The sequence below is a fragment of the Mucilaginibacter sp. BGA-UO-ETr-C110 genome, from assembly GCF_059567985.1.
The window spans coordinates 2,577,501-2,595,570 of record NZ_JCAQPB010000002.1 but is presented as its reverse complement, the minus strand read 5'-3'; the positions used below and the strand labels follow the sequence as shown (position 1 = coordinate 2,595,570).

General features: G+C 42.4%; 9 protein-coding genes. 6 read left to right on the top strand and 3 right to left on the bottom strand.

Annotation, left to right across the window (positions count from 1 at the left end; all coding sequences use genetic code 11):
- Positions 1-110 precede the first annotated feature (110 nt).
- The gene (locus tag AC57BQ_RS11510) at positions 111-269 is read right to left on the bottom strand and encodes a lmo0937 family membrane protein (RefSeq protein WP_496406421.1); all 159 of its coding nucleotides are present in this window, start codon (positions 267-269) and stop codon (positions 111-113) included.
- 263 nt (positions 270-532) lie between these two features.
- Between AC57BQ_RS11510 and AC57BQ_RS11505 the strand changes: the two genes are divergently transcribed.
- Positions 533-2,542: a PAS domain S-box protein gene (locus tag AC57BQ_RS11505; protein WP_496406420.1), complete on the top strand. Its 2,010-nt coding sequence runs from the start codon at positions 533-535 to the stop codon at positions 2,540-2,542.
- Positions 2,543-2,584: 42 nt separating this feature from the next.
- Here the strand turns inward: AC57BQ_RS11505 and AC57BQ_RS11500 are convergent, their stop codons facing one another.
- Entirely contained in the window at positions 2,585-2,839 is a 255-nt protein-coding gene (locus AC57BQ_RS11500) for a hypothetical protein (RefSeq protein ID WP_496406419.1), read from the bottom strand.
- Positions 2,840-3,310: 471 nt separating this feature from the next.
- Here AC57BQ_RS11500 and AC57BQ_RS11495 point away from each other — a divergent pair, with 471 nt between their 5' ends.
- The 5 genes from AC57BQ_RS11495 to AC57BQ_RS11475 all read left to right on the top strand — a co-directional run bounded on the left by AC57BQ_RS11495 (position 3,311) and on the right by AC57BQ_RS11475 (position 14,213).
- Positions 3,311-5,638: a PSD1 and planctomycete cytochrome C domain-containing protein gene (locus AC57BQ_RS11495; protein ID WP_496406418.1), complete on the top strand. Its 2,328-nt coding sequence runs from the start codon at positions 3,311-3,313 to the stop codon at positions 5,636-5,638.
- A 5-nt stretch (positions 5,639-5,643) separates the two neighbouring features.
- The gene (locus AC57BQ_RS11490) at positions 5,644-7,101 is read left to right on the top strand and encodes a DUF1501 domain-containing protein (RefSeq protein WP_090466782.1); all 1,458 of its coding nucleotides are present in this window, start codon (positions 5,644-5,646) and stop codon (positions 7,099-7,101) included.
- Between the two features lie 16 nt (positions 7,102-7,117).
- A complete protein-coding gene (locus AC57BQ_RS11485) occupies positions 7,118-8,143 on the top strand; it encodes an NHL repeat-containing protein (protein ID WP_496406417.1) in 1,026 nt (341 codons plus the stop codon).
- Positions 8,144-8,178: 35 nt separating this feature from the next.
- On the top strand, positions 8,179-10,335 hold the full coding sequence (locus tag AC57BQ_RS11480; RefSeq protein WP_496406416.1) for a c-type cytochrome domain-containing protein: 2,157 nt from the start codon (positions 8,179-8,181) through the stop codon (positions 10,333-10,335).
- Positions 10,336-10,541: 206 nt separating this feature from the next.
- Complete coding sequence (locus AC57BQ_RS11475) at positions 10,542-14,213, top strand: ABC transporter permease (RefSeq protein WP_496406415.1); 3,672 nt, start codon at positions 10,542-10,544, stop codon at positions 14,211-14,213.
- A 196-nt stretch (positions 14,214-14,409) separates the two neighbouring features.
- Here AC57BQ_RS11475 and AC57BQ_RS11470 read toward each other — a convergent pair whose 3' ends face one another.
- Entirely contained in the window at positions 14,410-18,060 is a 3,651-nt protein-coding gene (locus AC57BQ_RS11470) for a hypothetical protein (RefSeq protein ID WP_496406414.1), read from the bottom strand.
- Positions 18,061-18,070 lie beyond the last annotated feature (10 nt).

Below are 18,070 nucleotides of genomic sequence, written 5' to 3'. Positions count from 1 at the left end.
CATTTAATGGTAGGTGCATTTTTTATTTAATTTATTCAGACAGGGGGTAAAAAAGTAAAAACGCGGGCTGTTAACCCGCGTTTTTACTTTTTTACTTGAATCTGTTGTGCCTATATCGTCGCGGAAGATCTCCTGATGATACCGAGCAAAAGTGCAATTATAGCGATAACGAGCAATGTATGAATTAAACCGGTTGCTGAGTAAGCAAACACGCCAATCGCCCATCCTATGATCAGGATGACTGCGATCAAATACAATAATGATCTCATAGTTTTTATAGTTTGATGTATTTAAACTTTAGAAAAAACCATGCCAATTCTTCTTGCCGGGGAAGGATGGTCGTTAAATGCTTGAGAAATAGAATAATATATAATTCAAGTAAGGTAAGGGACTTAAAACCTTTTGTTCTGATACATGTTACATCTGTACCTGAAATAGCTTGTTATGTTTTCAATAAAAATTTAGAAAAATAACCACATCTAAATAAAACCAGGCGTTTATTGACGGGATCAAAAAAAGAAGTAGGCTTTCCATGAAAAATGACATTTTACCAGACCTCTTTACATTAGCGGCCATATTTGAAGGAATGGAAGATGGGGTATTGAGCCACGATCTGGACCATATTATTTTAAATTGTAATCCGGCGGCCGAGAAAATTTTCGGTTATGCAGCTTCGGAACTCTTAGGCAAGAATATTTTTACCATAATCCCTGAATATCTTCAGCAGGAACAGCAAGCTGTTTTTAAAAGAGTAATGGCAGGTGAAAAACTTGCTCATTTGCATTCCATTCGTCTCAACAAAGAAAATAAGAACTTCCCGGTATCACTCACAATTTCTCCAATAAGAGATGATCAAGGCTTAGTTATTGGGGCATCTCATATCATGCGTAATATTACGAGTGAGGGAGAGATCGCTGAAAAACGGGGTATGCTGGCTGCTATTGTGGAGAATTCTGATGATGCCATTATCAGTAAAACACTTAATGGGATCATTACCACCTGGAACGGTGGCGCTGAAAAGATATTTGGTTACCAGGAAAACGAGATCATTGGCCGGCATATATCTATTCTTATCCCACAGGATAGATTGAATGAGGAAAATATCATTATTGAAAACATCAAAAGCGGCAATAAAGTTGATCATTTTCAAACCATCAGATTACATAAAGATGGAAGTGCCATTGACATTTCCCTTACTGTTTCGCCGGTAAAGGATCAATACGGAAAAATCATTGGGGCATCCAAGGTGGCCAGGGATATTACAGCCGCAAAAAAAGCCGAAATGGCCATCCGTCATCAGGCAGAAAAGCTACAGATCCTGAATACCATCGGAAAAGTCATTTCGGAGAAACTCGATACAGAGTCTATCCTGCAAAAAGTAACCGATGCCACTACCCAGATCACCGGCGCGGCCTTTGGTGCATTTTTTTATAATACCATAACCAATGACGACGAGGCTTTTAAGCTATACACCTTATCGGGTGCACCGAGGGAGGCGTTTGAAGGTTTCGGGATGCTCAGGAATACAGCCGTTTTTCATTCCACATTTAGCGGTGAAGGTGTGCTGAGAGTAGATGATATTACCAAGGACCCAAGATATGGACAAAATGCTCCCCATTTAGGAATGCCAAAGGAGCATCTGCCAGTGGTCAGCTATCTCGCAGTTCCGGTTATAAGTAGTTCCGGCGACGTTATTGGCGGTTTGTTTTTTGGTCATCCGGAAGCCGGTGTGTTCCAGCAAGAGCATGAGGACCTGGTGGTTAGTCTGGCCTCTCAGACAGCGGTCGCGCTTGACAATTCCAGGCTTTTTACAGAAGTAAAGGAACTGAGCCAGAAAAAAGATGAATTTATTGCATTGGCTTCCCATGAATTAAAAACACCACTGACCTCTATGAGTGGCTTTCTGCAGCTGCTGGATCGAAGAGTAATTGATGCAAACAAGCCTTTTGTTGAAAAGGCATTGAACCAGGTAAAAAAACTGAATACCTTGATCAACGACCTGTTCGATATTTCAAAAATACAATCGGGAAAGTTGCAGTTTTATTTTGAAGAATTTGATCTTACCGTGCTTATCAAAGAAACCCTTGAAGCTATTGGGGAGGCTCATTCATCGCATAATATCTACTTTGATGAAACTTTAGAAATGTTTTTAGAGGGGGATAAAATGAGGTTGGAGCAGGTATTAATTAACCTGATCACCAATGCGGTAAAATATTCACCAGAGTCTGATAAAATTGAGATATCGGTACAAAAGGCCGGGGCAGAAGTTATCGTATCTGTTAGAGATTACGGCATGGGTATCAATAAAGAAAATATAAACCACATATTTAGTCAGTTTTATCGTGCCAAAGGCATTAACAGGAGTATTACAGGCCTGGGTTTGGGCTTGTATATTACCAAGGAGATCATTGAGCGGCATGGGGGCCGTATCTGGGTGGAGAGTGAACCCTGGGTAGGGTCAACTTTTTCTTTTGCATTACCGGTAAAAACCAAAGGCAGTATGAGTATGGAGTACCATGAAAATGGAAAAGAACGGCTCTAAAATCACATTCTTTTTAAAAAGCCTGGACAGGTGACGACGTGATCATTTACTATTCATCATAAACCCAATGGATTTTGCTTCCTCCTGTTTTACAGCCAATCCTTGAAGATAAAGCTGACCGTCTTCAATTTTGTATTCGATTGATCGTTCATCAAGCGTAAAATTATCATCTTTTAAAATTTCCTTTAGTTTTTCTATCAGTTCTTTCCTGTCAAAAACCGGGCTGGTTTTCAAATGGTCATTTAAAGGCTTGAGTACAATGCCATCAGCTTTGTAAGAAAATAATTTTGCATCCATGTTATAAATATCGCTGTAATATATATAACCACAAACATCCGTCTATGACAATTACAGGCTGGTTTATAAAAAAGTAAGCATTCATGATCACCACTCAGTAAGTCATCGTTCATCTGATAAATCAGCTCTTGATAAATCTTCGTAACCAGGATAGTAGGATAGTGCATTAAAATAGCACGTTAGTCCATTGTCAAACTCATGGTGGGGCAATAATTTTAGCAGATATTTAATTTGTTTGTACATATAAACAAAATCATTTTAATCATATATTTATTGTGTAAATACAAAGGCCTTTATTTATAAATGCCAATAAATAGCTGATTAAAGAACCAATTATAAACCTTTAATCATGTGTTTTCCTTAAACCAATTTGAAATTGGAGCGGATGAACCTGTTTAGTTTATCAGAGCTGATTAAATGAGAAAACATCTGATAGTAATTATTATTTAAACCACCCTTACTGCCAAATTGATGATGAATTGGAAGGTGTATTTTTTTTGGGTCTGGTGTGCGGGCTGCATGTTATGCCTGTTTTCTGCTTGTAAGCATTCAGGATCAGACCAGGGTACCGAGGAACAAGTTCCGGACGTTATAAGCTATAATTTTAACATCAGACCTATTCTTTCTGATAAATGTTATAAATGCCATGGGCCTGATGCCAGTAAACGGGAAGCCGGTCTTCGGCTTGATATGCCGGAAAGCGCCTATCATGCTTTAAAAGATAACCCCAAAGCTCATGCGCTGGTACCCGGCGAGCCAGGTCTGTCGGAGGTTTACCGGCGCATTTCAACCCAGGATACAACAGAGTTGATGCCGCCACCTGCGTCGAATTTGAAAAGATTGTCAGCTTATGAAGTTGATCTGATCAAAAAATGGATAAAACAAGGTGCCAAATATGAAAAGCACTGGGCTTTTGTACCACCTCAATTGCCTGCAGTACCACAAGTAAAAAACACAGCCTGGCCCAAAAATCAGATAGATAATTTTATACTGCAAAAACTGGAGCAAAAAGGTATCGATCCTAATCCCGAAGCCGACAAGGAACGCTTGCTTAAAAGGTTATCGCTTGACCTCACAGGTTTGCCACCCAGTTTGCCCATGATGGATGCGTTTTTGGCGGATAAAAGTGCAAATGCTTACCAAAAGATGGTCGACCAATTGATGCAAAGTCCACAGTACGGCGAAAAAATGGCCCTGCATTGGTTAGATGTTGCCCGTTATGCCGATTCGCACGGTTACCAGGATGATAATTACCGTACCCAATGGCCCTGGCGCGATTGGGTGATCCACGCTTTTAATGAGAATCTACCTTACGATAAATTTATTACCTGGCAGCTGGCGGGAGATCTGCTACCCAATTCTACGCAGGAACAATTGCTCGCCACCGGTTTTAACCGTAATCATAAAATAACAGAAGAGGGCGGCGTAATTGATGAAGAATACCGGGTAAGTTATGTAACCGACCGTACCAATACATTTGGTAAAGCTTTATTAGGGATCACCCTGGAATGTGCCCATTGCCATGATCATAAATATGATCCGTTTTCGCAGAAAGAGTATTACCAGGTATATTCCTTTTTCAATAATGTGAAAGAGGTAGGCATCCAGTCGACAGTAGGAGGGCCCGAAACTTATGCCAAACGCCCGATGATGCAGATCAGTAATGAAGATGTAAAAAAGGTATTGAACTTTATAAACAAGCAGGATACGGCAAAACTCATCGTATCAGTAATGGGCGATAGTGACAAGGTGCGACCAACCTACATCCTGAAACGCGGTAACTACGATGCGCACGGTGATGAAGTTGAACCGGGAACTCCAAAATCCATTTTGCCTTTTACCGGCAGCTATCCTAAAAATAGGCTTGGACTTGCGGAGTGGGTGTTCAATAAAAACAATCCATTGGCTGCCCGGGTATTTGTTAACCAGATCTGGCAGGAATTTTTTGGTAAAGGTATTGTTAAAAGCTCAGGTGATTTCGGAATGCAGGGCGATTTGCCCTCACATCCGGAACTGCTGGACTGGATGTCCGTCGATTTCAGGGAACATGGCTGGGATATCAAACGGCTCGTCAAACAGATCGTATTATCAGCCACTTACAGGCAATCAGCCGCGCTTACGCCCGAAAAAGCAAAAACAGATCCGGAAAATACTTACCTGTCGCGCGGGCCTCGTTACCGCCTGCCCGCAGAGTTTGTCCGCGATCTGGTACTGGCCAGCAGTGGACTATTAACGCGTACCATCGGGGGGCCAAGCGTTAACCCTTACCAGCCACCCGGTCTTTGGGAAAACGCTACATCTGGCCGTGGCATACTGGCCAATTACAAACAGGTTCATGGTCCCAATCTCTATAGAAGAGGGATGTATACATTGATTAAACGCACTGTACCACCAGCCTCATTGGGTATTTTTGATGCCAGCAACCGCGATCAATGCGAAGTAAAACGCTTGCGTACCAATACGCCGCTCCAGGCATTGGTTATGTTGAACGATCCAACCGTATTGGAGGCATCGAGGGTATTAGCAGCCAGGTTATTACAGGATAACAGCTCAGCTTCTGCCAAAGTTACCAAAGCATTCAGGTTGATCATGTGTCGCCATCCGCAAGAAAAAGAGTTGACCATATTAACTGCTTATTATACAGATGAGTTAAAGACTATGAGAAAAGCAGATGCAGAAAAATTGCTGAGTGTTGGGGAATACCCGCTTCCTGTTGATGCCGATAAGATAACGCTGGCCGCGATGATGAAGGTGGTTGACACCATTTATAATTTAGAAGAAGCGATAACCAAAACCTGAGCGATATGGAAAAAGATTTTTTAGAGAGCAGACTCAATATTAACAGGCGCAGGTTTCTGTCCAGACTTAGTTTAGGTATAGGCAGCGTGGCATTGGGCTCTTTGCTTATTCCTGATTTGTTTAGTGGTGCCGGGGCCGAAAGCGAGGCCGATTTTATTCCGGGCATCCCTAATTTTGCCCCAAAAGCCAAAAGGGTGATCTATCTTTTCCAGGATGGTGCACCTTCACAATTGGAATCTTTTGATTATAAACCAAAATTAAGGGAAATGATGGGGCAGGAGCTGCCTGCATCGGTTCGCGGTAATCAGATCCTTACGGGAATGACCGCCAAACAGGCTTCCTTTCCGCTGGTAGGTTCCTTTTATGATTTTAAACAATATGGTGAATCGGGTGCCTATGTAAGCGATTTGTTCCCGCATATTGGTAAAATAGCCGACGATATTTGCATTATCCGCTCCATGAATACGGATGCCATTAATCACGATCCGGCGCTTACCTTTTTTCAAACCGGTGCGCAACAGGGTAACCGGCCAAGTATGGGCTCATGGGTAAGCTATGGCCTGGGCAGCGAAAATAAAAACCTGCCAGCCTTTACCGTATTGTTGTCAAAAGGCAAGGGGAATGGCCAGGGTGTGTACTCCAAGTTATGGAGCAACGGTTTTTTAGATTCTATTCACCAGGGGGTGCAGTTTAGCAGCGGCGAAAATCCTATACTTTATTTAAATGATCCCGATGGCTTAAACCGGCATGAACGCAGAAAAATGCTGGATAACCTGGCCGCCCTCAATGATATCAATTACAAGGCATTTGGCGATCCTGAAATAAACGCTAAAGTGCAGCAATACGAAATGGCCTACCGTATGCAAACCGCCGTTCCCGAAATTATGGATGTATCCAAAGAATCGGACGATATAGTAAAGATGTATGGACCCGATTGTTTGATTCCCGGTACTTATGCGGCTAACTGCTTGTTGGCACGCAAACTATCAGAAAACGGCGTGCGTTTTGTGCAATTATATCATCAGGGTTGGGATCAGCATTCCAATTTACCGCAGGAAATGGCCGGCCAGGCTAAAGATGTTGACCAGGCCTCAGCAGCATTGGTTACAGACTTGAAACAACGCGGCTTGCTCGACGAAACGCTGGTGATATGGGGTGGTGAGTTCGGCCGTACCAATTACAGCCAGGGTAAACTGGAAAAAGCCAATTATGGCCGCGACCATCATCCCCGTTGTTTTAGTATATGGATGGCTGGCGGCGGTATCAAACCAGGTTTGGTATATGGTGAATCGGATGAATTTGGTTATAACATTGTAAAAGATCCGGTGCATGTACATGATTTTCATGCTACCATCCTTAACCAGTTAGGCATCGACCATAAAAAGCTAACTTTTAAAAGTTTGGGCAGGCGTTACAGGTTAACAGACGTGGCCGGTAATGTGATCAAAGGAATAATTGCATAAGGAATACCAATTATAAATGGAACGAAGAGATTTTATTAAACATACCACTGCTTTATCGGCCGGATTTTTTATAGCTAAAGATTTGCTTGCCCAAAACAGCGGACCTATTTATGGCCATGGTCATATGCGGTATCGCATGGATAAAAATTGGAGCAAGGCCGATTCGCAAAAGAACCCGGTGAATGATTGCCACGAGATGGTGCAGGATGCCCGGGGCCGGATATTATTGCTGACTAACGAAACCAAAAATAACGTACTCATCTATAATAAATCGGGCAAACTACTGGATACCTGGGGACATACCTTTCCGGGAGCTCATGGTTTAACGTTAACGAACGAGAACGGCACCGAGTTTTTATTCATCACCGATACGGTAAAACACCAGGTATATAAAACTACATTGGATGGTCGCATATTAATGACCATTGACGTGCCCCTGGAAACAGGAGTTTATCATAAAGCTGAAGAGTTTGTACCTACTGAAACCGCGGTTGATACCAATGGCGATTTTTTTATTGCTGATGGTTATGGTGCACAGTATATTACGCACTATGATAAAGAGGGCAAATTGAAAGGTTTTTTTGGAGGCAAAGGGGAGGGGGACGAACATTTGGATAATGCCCATGGCATTGTGATAGACAGGCGTCAAAGCACCCCTACCTTATTGATAACCGACCGTACCCGCAATTGCTTTAAACGCTTTAGCTTAGATGGTAAATTGCTGGAAGTGATCAAACTGCCTGGCGCGTGTGTATGCCGTCCGGTCATCAAAGGCGATTATTTGTATGCCGCCGTATTGCGGTCGCCGGATCTGGGGCATGAAAATACCGGATTTACGACCATATTGGATAAAAACAACAAAGTAGTATCCAATATAGGCGGTACCGAACCGGTTTATCAGGATGGCGTTTTGCAGCCTATGGCGCAGGCCGAAAAGATATTTTTAAATCCGCATGATGTATGTGTGGATAATGATGAAAACCTTTATGTAGCCCAGTGGGCATCGGGTAAGGTGTACCCTTATAAATTTACAAGAGTTTAAACTAAAGCTTTACTGCTTTTATACCGGTTATTTGAATGAGGACCAGCCACAAAGGTTTTGCCGAGGGATTATTATTTGCGCTAAATATTTTCATTGTTGTTTTATTATGGGCTGGTGATAGCCTGGCTATACCTCAATGGCTGCAACCTGTTGGTCGCCTGCATCCACTTATACTGCATTTTCCAATAGTCATACTCCTGCTGGCAATGGTGATGGAGTTCTTCCGTTTTAGACCCGAGTTTGTGGATGAAAAATTATACCAGCGTTTTACTACCTATTTGCTGGTATTGGGTGCCCTCTTGTCTTCACTCACGGTAATTATGGGTTTATTCCTATCGAGGGAATCTGGTTACGAAGGGGGCACTTTACAATGGCATAAATGGTTTGGCGTAAGCGTAGCGTTTGTAGGTTATGGCATTTATTTGTGGCGCAATACATCGGTCTATACAGCAACCATAGCAAAAACAGGTGCCATTATCATCGTAATCTGCCTTACACTTGCCGGGCATTTTGGAGCCGATCTTACCCACGGCGAAGATTTTATATTGGCCCCCATCCTGCAAAAAGAAAACCGCAAAGTACCCATAGAACAGGCGCTGGTGTACCGGGATGTGATCGCCCCTATTTTTGAAACGAAATGCCAGAGTTGCCATAACGCCGATAAAATGAAAGGCGGCCTGATGTTAACCACTGCTAACGCCATACTTAAAGGCGGCAAAACAGGTAAGTTGTTTGTTGCCGGGCAACCGGGCATCAGCTTATTATTACAGCGTGTACACCTGCCCGAAGATGAAAAAAAGCACATGCCGCCCATCGGCAAACCGCAGTTAACAGATCAGGATAAATTGTTGCTGTACCTTTGGATAAAGAATAATCCCGATTTTAAGAAAAAAGTGATCGAACTGCCGGCAACTGACTCCCTAAGAATGTTAGCGGCAACCCGGTTAAAACCTGTAGAAAGTACCGAGGAGATTTATGATTTTTCGGCTGCTGATGATAAGGATATCAAAAAGCTCAACAATAATTATCGGGTAATATATGCCCTGGCCAACGCATCACCGGCATTGGCCGTTAATATCTATAACAAAAGCACTTATTCCGTGAAAGTTTTAGATGAGCTTGAGCCCATCAAAAAACAGATCGTTATACTTGATCTTAATAAAATGCCGGTAAAGGACGGAGATCTGAAAACGATTAGCCGTTTTGAAAATCTGCGTCAGCTTAATCTTAACTTTTCTGACATTAATGGCAGTGGTTTAAAAGATCTGGCATCGCTCAAATATCTTAAAACCTTATCATTGGCCGGAACTAAACTTAACCCAAACACGATTGGACAAATTATGGCGATCAAAAGCCTAACGGAACTGGCTATTTGGGATACAGGATTAAAACCCGCTGATATACAGCAACTACAGGCTGCCCATAAAAAGATCAGACTGTTGAGTGGCTACAAAGATGACGGTAAACCCTTAAAGCTGACCAATCCACAGCTTAAAAACACGAGCCAGATATTCCAGCAATCATTTCAGTTGCAATTGAGCAATCCTATCAAAGGGGTAGATATGCGTTATACTACGGATGGTAGCGCCCCGGATAGTTTAAAATCGGCCATTTACAAACCAGGTCTCCTGTTTACACAGAACACCGTTTTGCGTGCCCGGGCATTTAAAGCTGGCTGGCTGGGGAGCGATACCGTGCAATTTAATTTTTACAAGAATACTTACACCCCAGATAGCATTAGCTTTTTAGCACCCGCCGACGGAAAATATACCGCCGATGGAGCTAAGACCATCATTGACAAAGAACTGGGTGGTACCAACTTTGGCAATATGAAATGGCTGGGCTCGCAAAAAGACATGGTTATGCTGATGCTTTTCAAAAAACCGATCGCATTGCATTCGCTCACGTTGAATACCATACGCAATATAGGCAGCCAGATATTTTTGCCGGCTGAGGTTGAAGTTTGGGGCGGGGCCGATGAACACCATTTAAAACTATTGACAAGCCTGAAAACAGCCACCCCACAGAAAAAAGATCCTGTTGCTGCCATTAATCTGGAATGTAAAATAAAAACAGCCGGGAACATATCCTGTATCAAACTGGCAATTAAACCGCTTCAGAAGGTGCCGGACTGGCATCCTGCAAAGGGAAAGCCAGCTTGGGTTTTTACAGATGAGCTCTTTTTAAATTAGAAAGAGGAGATGGTTCCCTATTATTCAATGTTCTGCATTTTAATACTATCTATTTGCCTAATGATCATACCAGGTAATAGACTAAATACTCAAAACCGAACGGCCTAATGTTCGGTTTCGCTACACCAATTGATATAAATAAAGCGTTATTTGCTTTATATCAGTAAGTTAATAATTTGGAACAGCGATTGATGCATTTAGTTCACTTGAATCCATACACAATCCATATCAATTTATATGACCTGGCTTTCCTGGGATCGATATTTATTGGGCTCTCTTTTGCGCTGCAGTTGTGGTTCACCAAAAGGGTCAACCGGTCTGCAAACCGCTTTTTGAGTTTGGCCCTGGCTGCGATGGTACTGTGGCTGCTTTGGGAACTGGGCAGGGATATAGGTCTTGAAACTTATTTTTCTCATTGGAGCTGGCTGCCACTGCAATTTTCGCTTGCGCTTGGCCCCTTTGTTTTCTTTTATGTGCTTAAAATAGCCCGGCCCGAATATAAATTCCGGTCAAATGACCTGCTGCATTTTAGTCCCTTGCTGCTGCAATTGACTGCCCATGCATTGGAGGTTATGGATAGTATAAAAACCGGCGCAGCTATTGATGAAACGCCGACCTTTCATCAGCTGAACCCTATATTACTATTGCTGACGTTTATTTCGGTCAGCACCTACCTGTATGCATCTCACAGGCAGATAGAACGCTTTTACCAGGGCCTGAAATTTAGCGGTGGCGATAGGTACCGTTACGAATTGCGGTGGCTGCATCATTTATTGATAGGCTTTGGCCTGTTATGGCTATTGTGGATACCTTTTACAGCCGCAAACTATTTTTATTATCATTACCAATTAAGCGCACATGCTTATTATCCTTTATATCTCCTTTTAGTGGTAATGACTATCTGGATCGCAGCAGTAGCTTTTTTAAGGCAGGAGACCGGCATGCTAGTCGCCCCACCACCGTTTTTAAAGCCGGCGCTTCCTATGGAAATGAAGCAAATGGGTATTTGGCTAAAGAAAGCTGTACAAGCCAACCTATATTACCAGGACCCGGAACTAAGCTTAAGCTCACTGGCCGAAAAGTTGGAATTGACTACCCATGAATTATCCAAGATCATCAATACAGCGCTTAAAAAAAGCTTCAATGATTTCATTAATGATTATCGTGTACAGGCGGTGGCCCGGAAAATGCAGGATCCCGCTTTTGATCACATCACCCTCCTGGGTATTGCTTATGAATCGGGATTCAATTCCCAAAGCACCTTTAACCGCATTTTCAAGCAAATGACCGGGAAAAGCCCGCTGGAATATAAAAATGAGCTAAAAAAAGAGCACCCATCTTATAAGTTGGGAAGTCAATCCCAATCTGTGCCGGTAATATTGCATCGTGAAACCCTGTTAAAGTGGTCTCATGAAAAATTAAACGGCAATTATATGTTTAGGAATTATTTAAAAATAGCACGGCGCAGCCTGCTGCGCAATAAAAGCTATACCGCTATTAATGTTACCGGTTTGGCTGTTGGTATTGCCGTTTGTATGGTGATCTTTATCATTATACAATATCAAACAAGTTTCGATGGTTTTCACACAAAGAAGGATCGCATCTATCGTGTGTTAACCGAATATCACCACGCCGAATCGGCAAATATTTCTTATGGGAAAGACCTCCCTTTTCCAATGCCGCTGGGACTGAAAACTGCTTTTCCCCAGGTAGAACAGGTAGCCCCGGTTTTTGCAAGCCACGATGATCAGTTACAGATACTTGATGTTAACGGAACCACTGTAAAAAATTTCAAAGAGCAGCGCGGTGTATTTTTTGCGGGGCCTTCATTCTTTAAAATATTTGATTACCCCCTGCTTGCCGGTTCATATGCCTCATTAAAAGATCCAAACAATGTATTGCTTACCAAAGAGATCGCTGAGAAATATTTCGGCGACTGGAAAACAGCAATAGGCAAAACCATTAAACTGCAAGTAGGCGGCTACATATTCGAGCACGGTACTGATGTATTGAAAGTTTCGGGTATCCTGGCCACCATACCGGCCAATACCGACTTTCAGCTAAAACTGGTTGTGGCCTTTGGAACAAGTTTTACGGGAAGTTACCTGCAAAAATCTACCGATTGGGCTCAAACGGTAGCTGATTTTGGCTGCTACATTTTGCTGCCGCCGAATATTTCTGCTGACAATTTTAATCAACAATTAAGAGCGTACTCCCGAAAAGTGGAATCTCCCGACAATAAGGATAGTCATATTATACAATCATTAAGCGCGGTGCATTATGATGCAGAAGCCGGTAACTACAGCAACAAAATAATCAGTCATAAACTGCTCAATGTATTGTGGCTCATCGCGGCATTCATCCTGTTAATTGCCTGCGTAAACTTTATCAACCTCTCTACCGCACAAGCTGTTAATCGTGCAAAGGAGGTTGGCGTAAGAAAAGTTTTGGGGAGTAGTAAATCTCAATTACAGATCCAATTCATCATTGAAACATTTTTGATAGTTACAAGCGCCGTAATATTGGCAGCGGGTATTACAATTTTGGCATTGCCTTATATAAACCGGCTTTTAGAGCTTTCACTTTCATTCAACATATTCAGCAACCCTGCAATTATCCTGTTTCTGTTGATTGTAACTATTATGGTAACCGCACTCGCCGGCTTTTATCCTGCTATTGTTTTGTCACGTTTCAATCCTGTTAATGCTTTGCAGCGTAAGCTCACATCAAACAATTCACAGGGCATTTCACTGCGAAGAGGATTGGTGGTGTTTCAATTCATCATAGCACAGGCACTCATTATCGGAACGCTCGTCATTGTAAGGCAAATGAATTATTTTATGGATCAACCCTTAGGCTTTGATAAAGAGGCCATCGTAAATGTTCCTTTCCGCGTAGATAGTCTTCGTTTGAGCAGACTGGATTATTTAAAGAAACAGTTATTGACGATTAATGGCGTGCAAACAGTAAGCTACAGTTCCAACACTCCGGTTGAAGATGCTAATGATATGTGGAGCACGCTCAGATTTAACCATGCCGCAAAAGAAACAGATTTTAAAGCTATTACCAAATTCGCCGACAACGAATACGCGCCTGCTTACAAATTGACTTTAATAGCCGGAAGAAATATACAACCTTCTGATACCACAAGAGAATTTTTGGTGAATGAGTCGCTGATGAAAAGTTTAGGAATAAAAAATCCTGATGAAATATTGAATAAAGAAATAAGTATCTGGAACGGTCAAATAAAATGTCCGGTTGTTGGTGTATTGAAAGACTTTAATGACAGATCTTTTCGCAATGGTCTTGCACCATTGTTGATTACTACAGATAAAGCGATGTACAACCAGGTTGGAATAAAACTGACAACCACAAACCTTCCTTCGACAATAGAAGCTGTTAAAAACGTATTTGAGCAAACACTTCCTGACTTTGTTTATGAATACAAATTTTTGGATGATAAAATTGACAGCTTTTACAAACAGGAAAATCAGTTATCCGCTTTGTATAAAATTTTTGCAGCTATCGCCATATTCCTTAGCTGTTTGGGTTTGTATGGTTTAGCCTCGTTCATGGCAGTGCAGCGAATAAAAGAAGTTGGTATCCGTAAAGTGCTTGGCGCTACTGCAGGCAGTATCGTTTATTTGTTTACAAAAGAATTTATCATACTCATCGCGATCGCCTTCGCGATTGCTACACCCATTGCTTGGTATTACATGCACCAATGGCTACAGGATTATGCCTATCGCATCAACATCAGTTGGTGGTTATTTGCTATAGGCGGACTTGCTGCAACAATTATTGCCCTGGCAACTATAAGTTTCCAGGCGGTAAAAGCAGCCCAGGCAAACCCGGTGAAAAGCCTGAGAAGTGAATGACATAAAACTGCTTTTGCAGTAAAGAACTTAGGTCCACAAACATGAGATCTGAGGTTTAGTTGACACACATTAATGTGGTGCGTTCCGGGGTGAGATACGGAACGCATTTTTGTGCCGTGTTCAGGCATACAAGCGAGGACCGAACTCAAAAGTGCCAGGGAAGAACACAATTACATGCCTTCACCTGGCAATCACGTTAGTTAACTTGGTCAATTGTCTTCATATTATCATTTGGGTTTCTGTCTATCAGCGTACCAAATGGGTCAACTCCAACGGCGTTTGGCTTGCCTTTAATTATAATGGTCAATTGGTGCTCGCCCCGGGTTAATTTATATTTCTGGAGATAGAGCAGGTTGGCGCGATTCCGTCCGTTTTTATCCTTTGTATCTGCGGCGAAGATCCCAATATCGATGTAATCATTCATCTTTAATGCAGGCACGTCGTTACCTTTGCTATCTATCCAAACTTTGTTGATATTTACTTTCAGGGTTACTTTATACTCGTTTTTACCAGCTATTTTTGTAGCTGTTACGGTGTTAACCTTGCTGTCATAAAGCGTCACCTTTTGCCAGGTATCGGCCATGTAATACTGCAAAGAATCCGGAACATGTTTTTGCAGGTAATGGTAAAGGTTATTCGCGCCTGCAAAAGGCGGCTGACTTTTAAATGCATAAGCGTTTTTAAACTCACGGAGGGCATTATTCAGGCTGTCTTCGCCAATGAGATTGCATAAGCCGTACATGGCCACACTTGCCTTGCCGCTCCATTCAAACCATTGATTGGCCCTAATCAGCGGGTGCTCCCGTTCTTCCAGCCGGCGCCTTACAAAGAGGTAATACCATAACTGGTCGAGCACTATGGCCCGCATGTTGGCTTTTCCATATTTTTTCTCAGCCATTACCAATGCATCGTAATTGGCAAGGCCTTCGGGTATCACTAATGAGCCTACTGTGTTGTTTGGGGCTACCTGGAAACGCCACCACTGTTGGGCAAGATTACGAGTAGTGGTAAAGTGCAGGTAATCAAACTCATTTGGATTAGTGAAATGCGCGTTCCAGCTATTATACTCGGCATAGGTATCAAGTGTGGTAGTTGAAGATTCACGCGGACCATAAGTAGAGGTTTCCGCAAGCCTGATGTTTTTGAATGGATATGGCCCATAAACGGAACTATAATATTTAAGCCCTTCTTTATAAGCGTCTATAAAGCGGGCGGTATTTTCATTATGTTCCGGGTGATGATAAACGTCAATATATATTTTATGGTCGAGCATGATACTATCACGGGTATCGGCAAACCGGGCCGAAATAATACCGAAAGGCACGTACATACCCGGCTTGTCCTGGATGTAATGAAAATAGTTGCGACCGTTCTGTTTCCATTGTTTTACCAGCTGGCCGTGAGTTACAACAGATTGGTCATCAGAAGTGCTTACCGTAACATCAAGACTTAGCAGGTCAGCAGATTTTCCGGCTTTCAGGGTTTTAATACCAATTGGATCGTTTTGAGGTATTTCGCTTTCTGCTGTTTTGGGTGGTAAACCTGCTTTTTTACGAACGTATGGGCTACCAACCTCATCATCGTCGTCATAGCCCAAACCAGGCAGGCCGCCTGTAAAGAAGGTGCCATTATGCAACAGGTTAACTGAATAGAGTCCGTTGGTGAAGCCGGTATGGGTTACCGATGAATTAACCTCCAAAACGGCCGAATCCCCAGGTGCAAGCGGCTGCCTCAATTGGTATAATCTAAAATCGGCTGTATCCTGCTTTGCCCTGAATAAATTAAAAAATCCCCGCGAATAAAATAGCGGATTAGTGAACGGAATTGGTTTTCCATTAACAGCTAGGGAATAATTCAGGCCATCGGCATCAAGCAGCATTTTTGAAATGGACTTATCTGTTTTGTTTGTTATAGTGACCTGGGCGTTTACAAATTCCTGCTGTTTATCCGGGAAAATATCAACTTTCATTTTTATGCGGGTTACTTTGGGCAATGGCAGTGACTGATATTTTTTTAAGGCTTTTTCATAAATAATAGCACGATCTTCCTGCTCGTCTTTGCTTAAATAATTATTAAGGTAGCTCACATTATAATAGATATATGCGCCTGCAATTAAAAACAAGGGAATGAGTACCGCTGCAAATAGCTTCGTTTTTTTATCGAACCGTTCAGGTATCAACTGCAAGCGTTCTTTAAATGATGAGCTTACACCACGGTAATAAAACAATGCAGCCACAATGATGAGTATCCCACCCCCTAAAAGCCAGTATAGGTTAAACCAGCTTATCGGCCCAACCATGTGGCCTATACCGTCCATATCCGAAATGCCTGTGTTTGGTGTGTAGGAGTACAGCAATAAATGGTAATTGAACATGCCGGTAAGTTCCAGAAAGAAAAAACCTATCCATAAAGTGACGCCTACCGCGTAAGCAGCAAATTTATTGTTGATGATTACATGTACCAGGTAACAAAATACAACGATCAGTAGTAGCTTTGGTAACAGGATAATGAAAATATAACTAAAATATATACCTAAATGCAGCGCCGTATACCCTTTGGTAAGCTGTACAATTACGCCGATAACTAAGGGGATAAACGATAGACCGGCGCCAATAACGAGTAAAGGGATCAGTTTTGAACCGTTTAATACCCAGTTTGGTGGTGGTAACGAATCGTTGATAAAGGCATAACGGGTAAGCCGGTCACGCTGCAGCGTTTCGCCGGTGTAAAACATGATAATAAAGAAGATGAAGAACGGGAAAGCATCATTAAAGATACTTAAGAGCATTACGGTTCGCGGCAGATCGGGTATGCCATAATTTCTTTCGCCCAGCCAAAATACAAAGCCCAGAAAGATACTGCCGCTACCTACAATGATCCAGAAGTAATTATCGCGGATGATGTTTAACAGCTCCAGCTTTACAAGGTTTGATAAAACCCGCCGTTCATATTTGCCCGTGAAACTCACCGCAGGTATTTTAATAGCCTTATTGGTTGCCTTTGCATTTATATCATCTATGGTTGCCTTATCGCGCTTGCCGCTAAAGAATTTTTCAAAATTAAAGCGGACGTAGGTAAACAGCAGGATGACAAGTCCAAGCCCCGGCCAAATGATCCTGTTAATGGCCATAGGACCGCTGATCAGGATCAGGTTATTGTTTTGTTCGGTGGCTGTAGCATTGTTCATTTGATACCGAATGCCGTTCATTCCAAATGGATCAGATATGCCGATAACCGTTGTATTGTTTGTATGGTTGAGGAAGAATAGGGCGATAAAATAAAACAGGAACAAAAGGATACCGCCAAAATAGATCACCTTCACATTACGGGTTATGGCTACCAGGCCGAAGAACAAAGATGAGGTAAAGAACAGGTTTGGTAACGCGATGGTGAAAAATGGATATAAGTAATATAACAGGTGGTTTGGCCCATATTGAGCGCGATCTGTTTTACCAATAAGTGGGCCTATCATGGTGCCGAGATATATGCCGAGTAAAATAGCCAGCGCTATAACGAGCATAAAAACAAACGAACCCAGGTATCTGCCCCAGAAATAGCCAGGCTTGGTAATAGGGTAGGTGAGGTAATAATCTTTGGTTTGATATTCAATATCGCGGTAAATTGCCGAACCCATAACCGACGAGCTGATAAGCATCATCATCATGGTGATACCCGCGCACCAAAACGTTATTAAAAAAGGCGAATTGATGTGCTCCTTTTCGGCTACCGGCAAAGCGCCTGTAGAAAATGCGAACACGGTAAAAAGCAATACTGCGGAAAAATACAGGTAAAAGGCTGGCCTGCGGACCCTATTCTGGATCTCGAACAGAAATATTTTCAAGAACATAAGTTGTTGT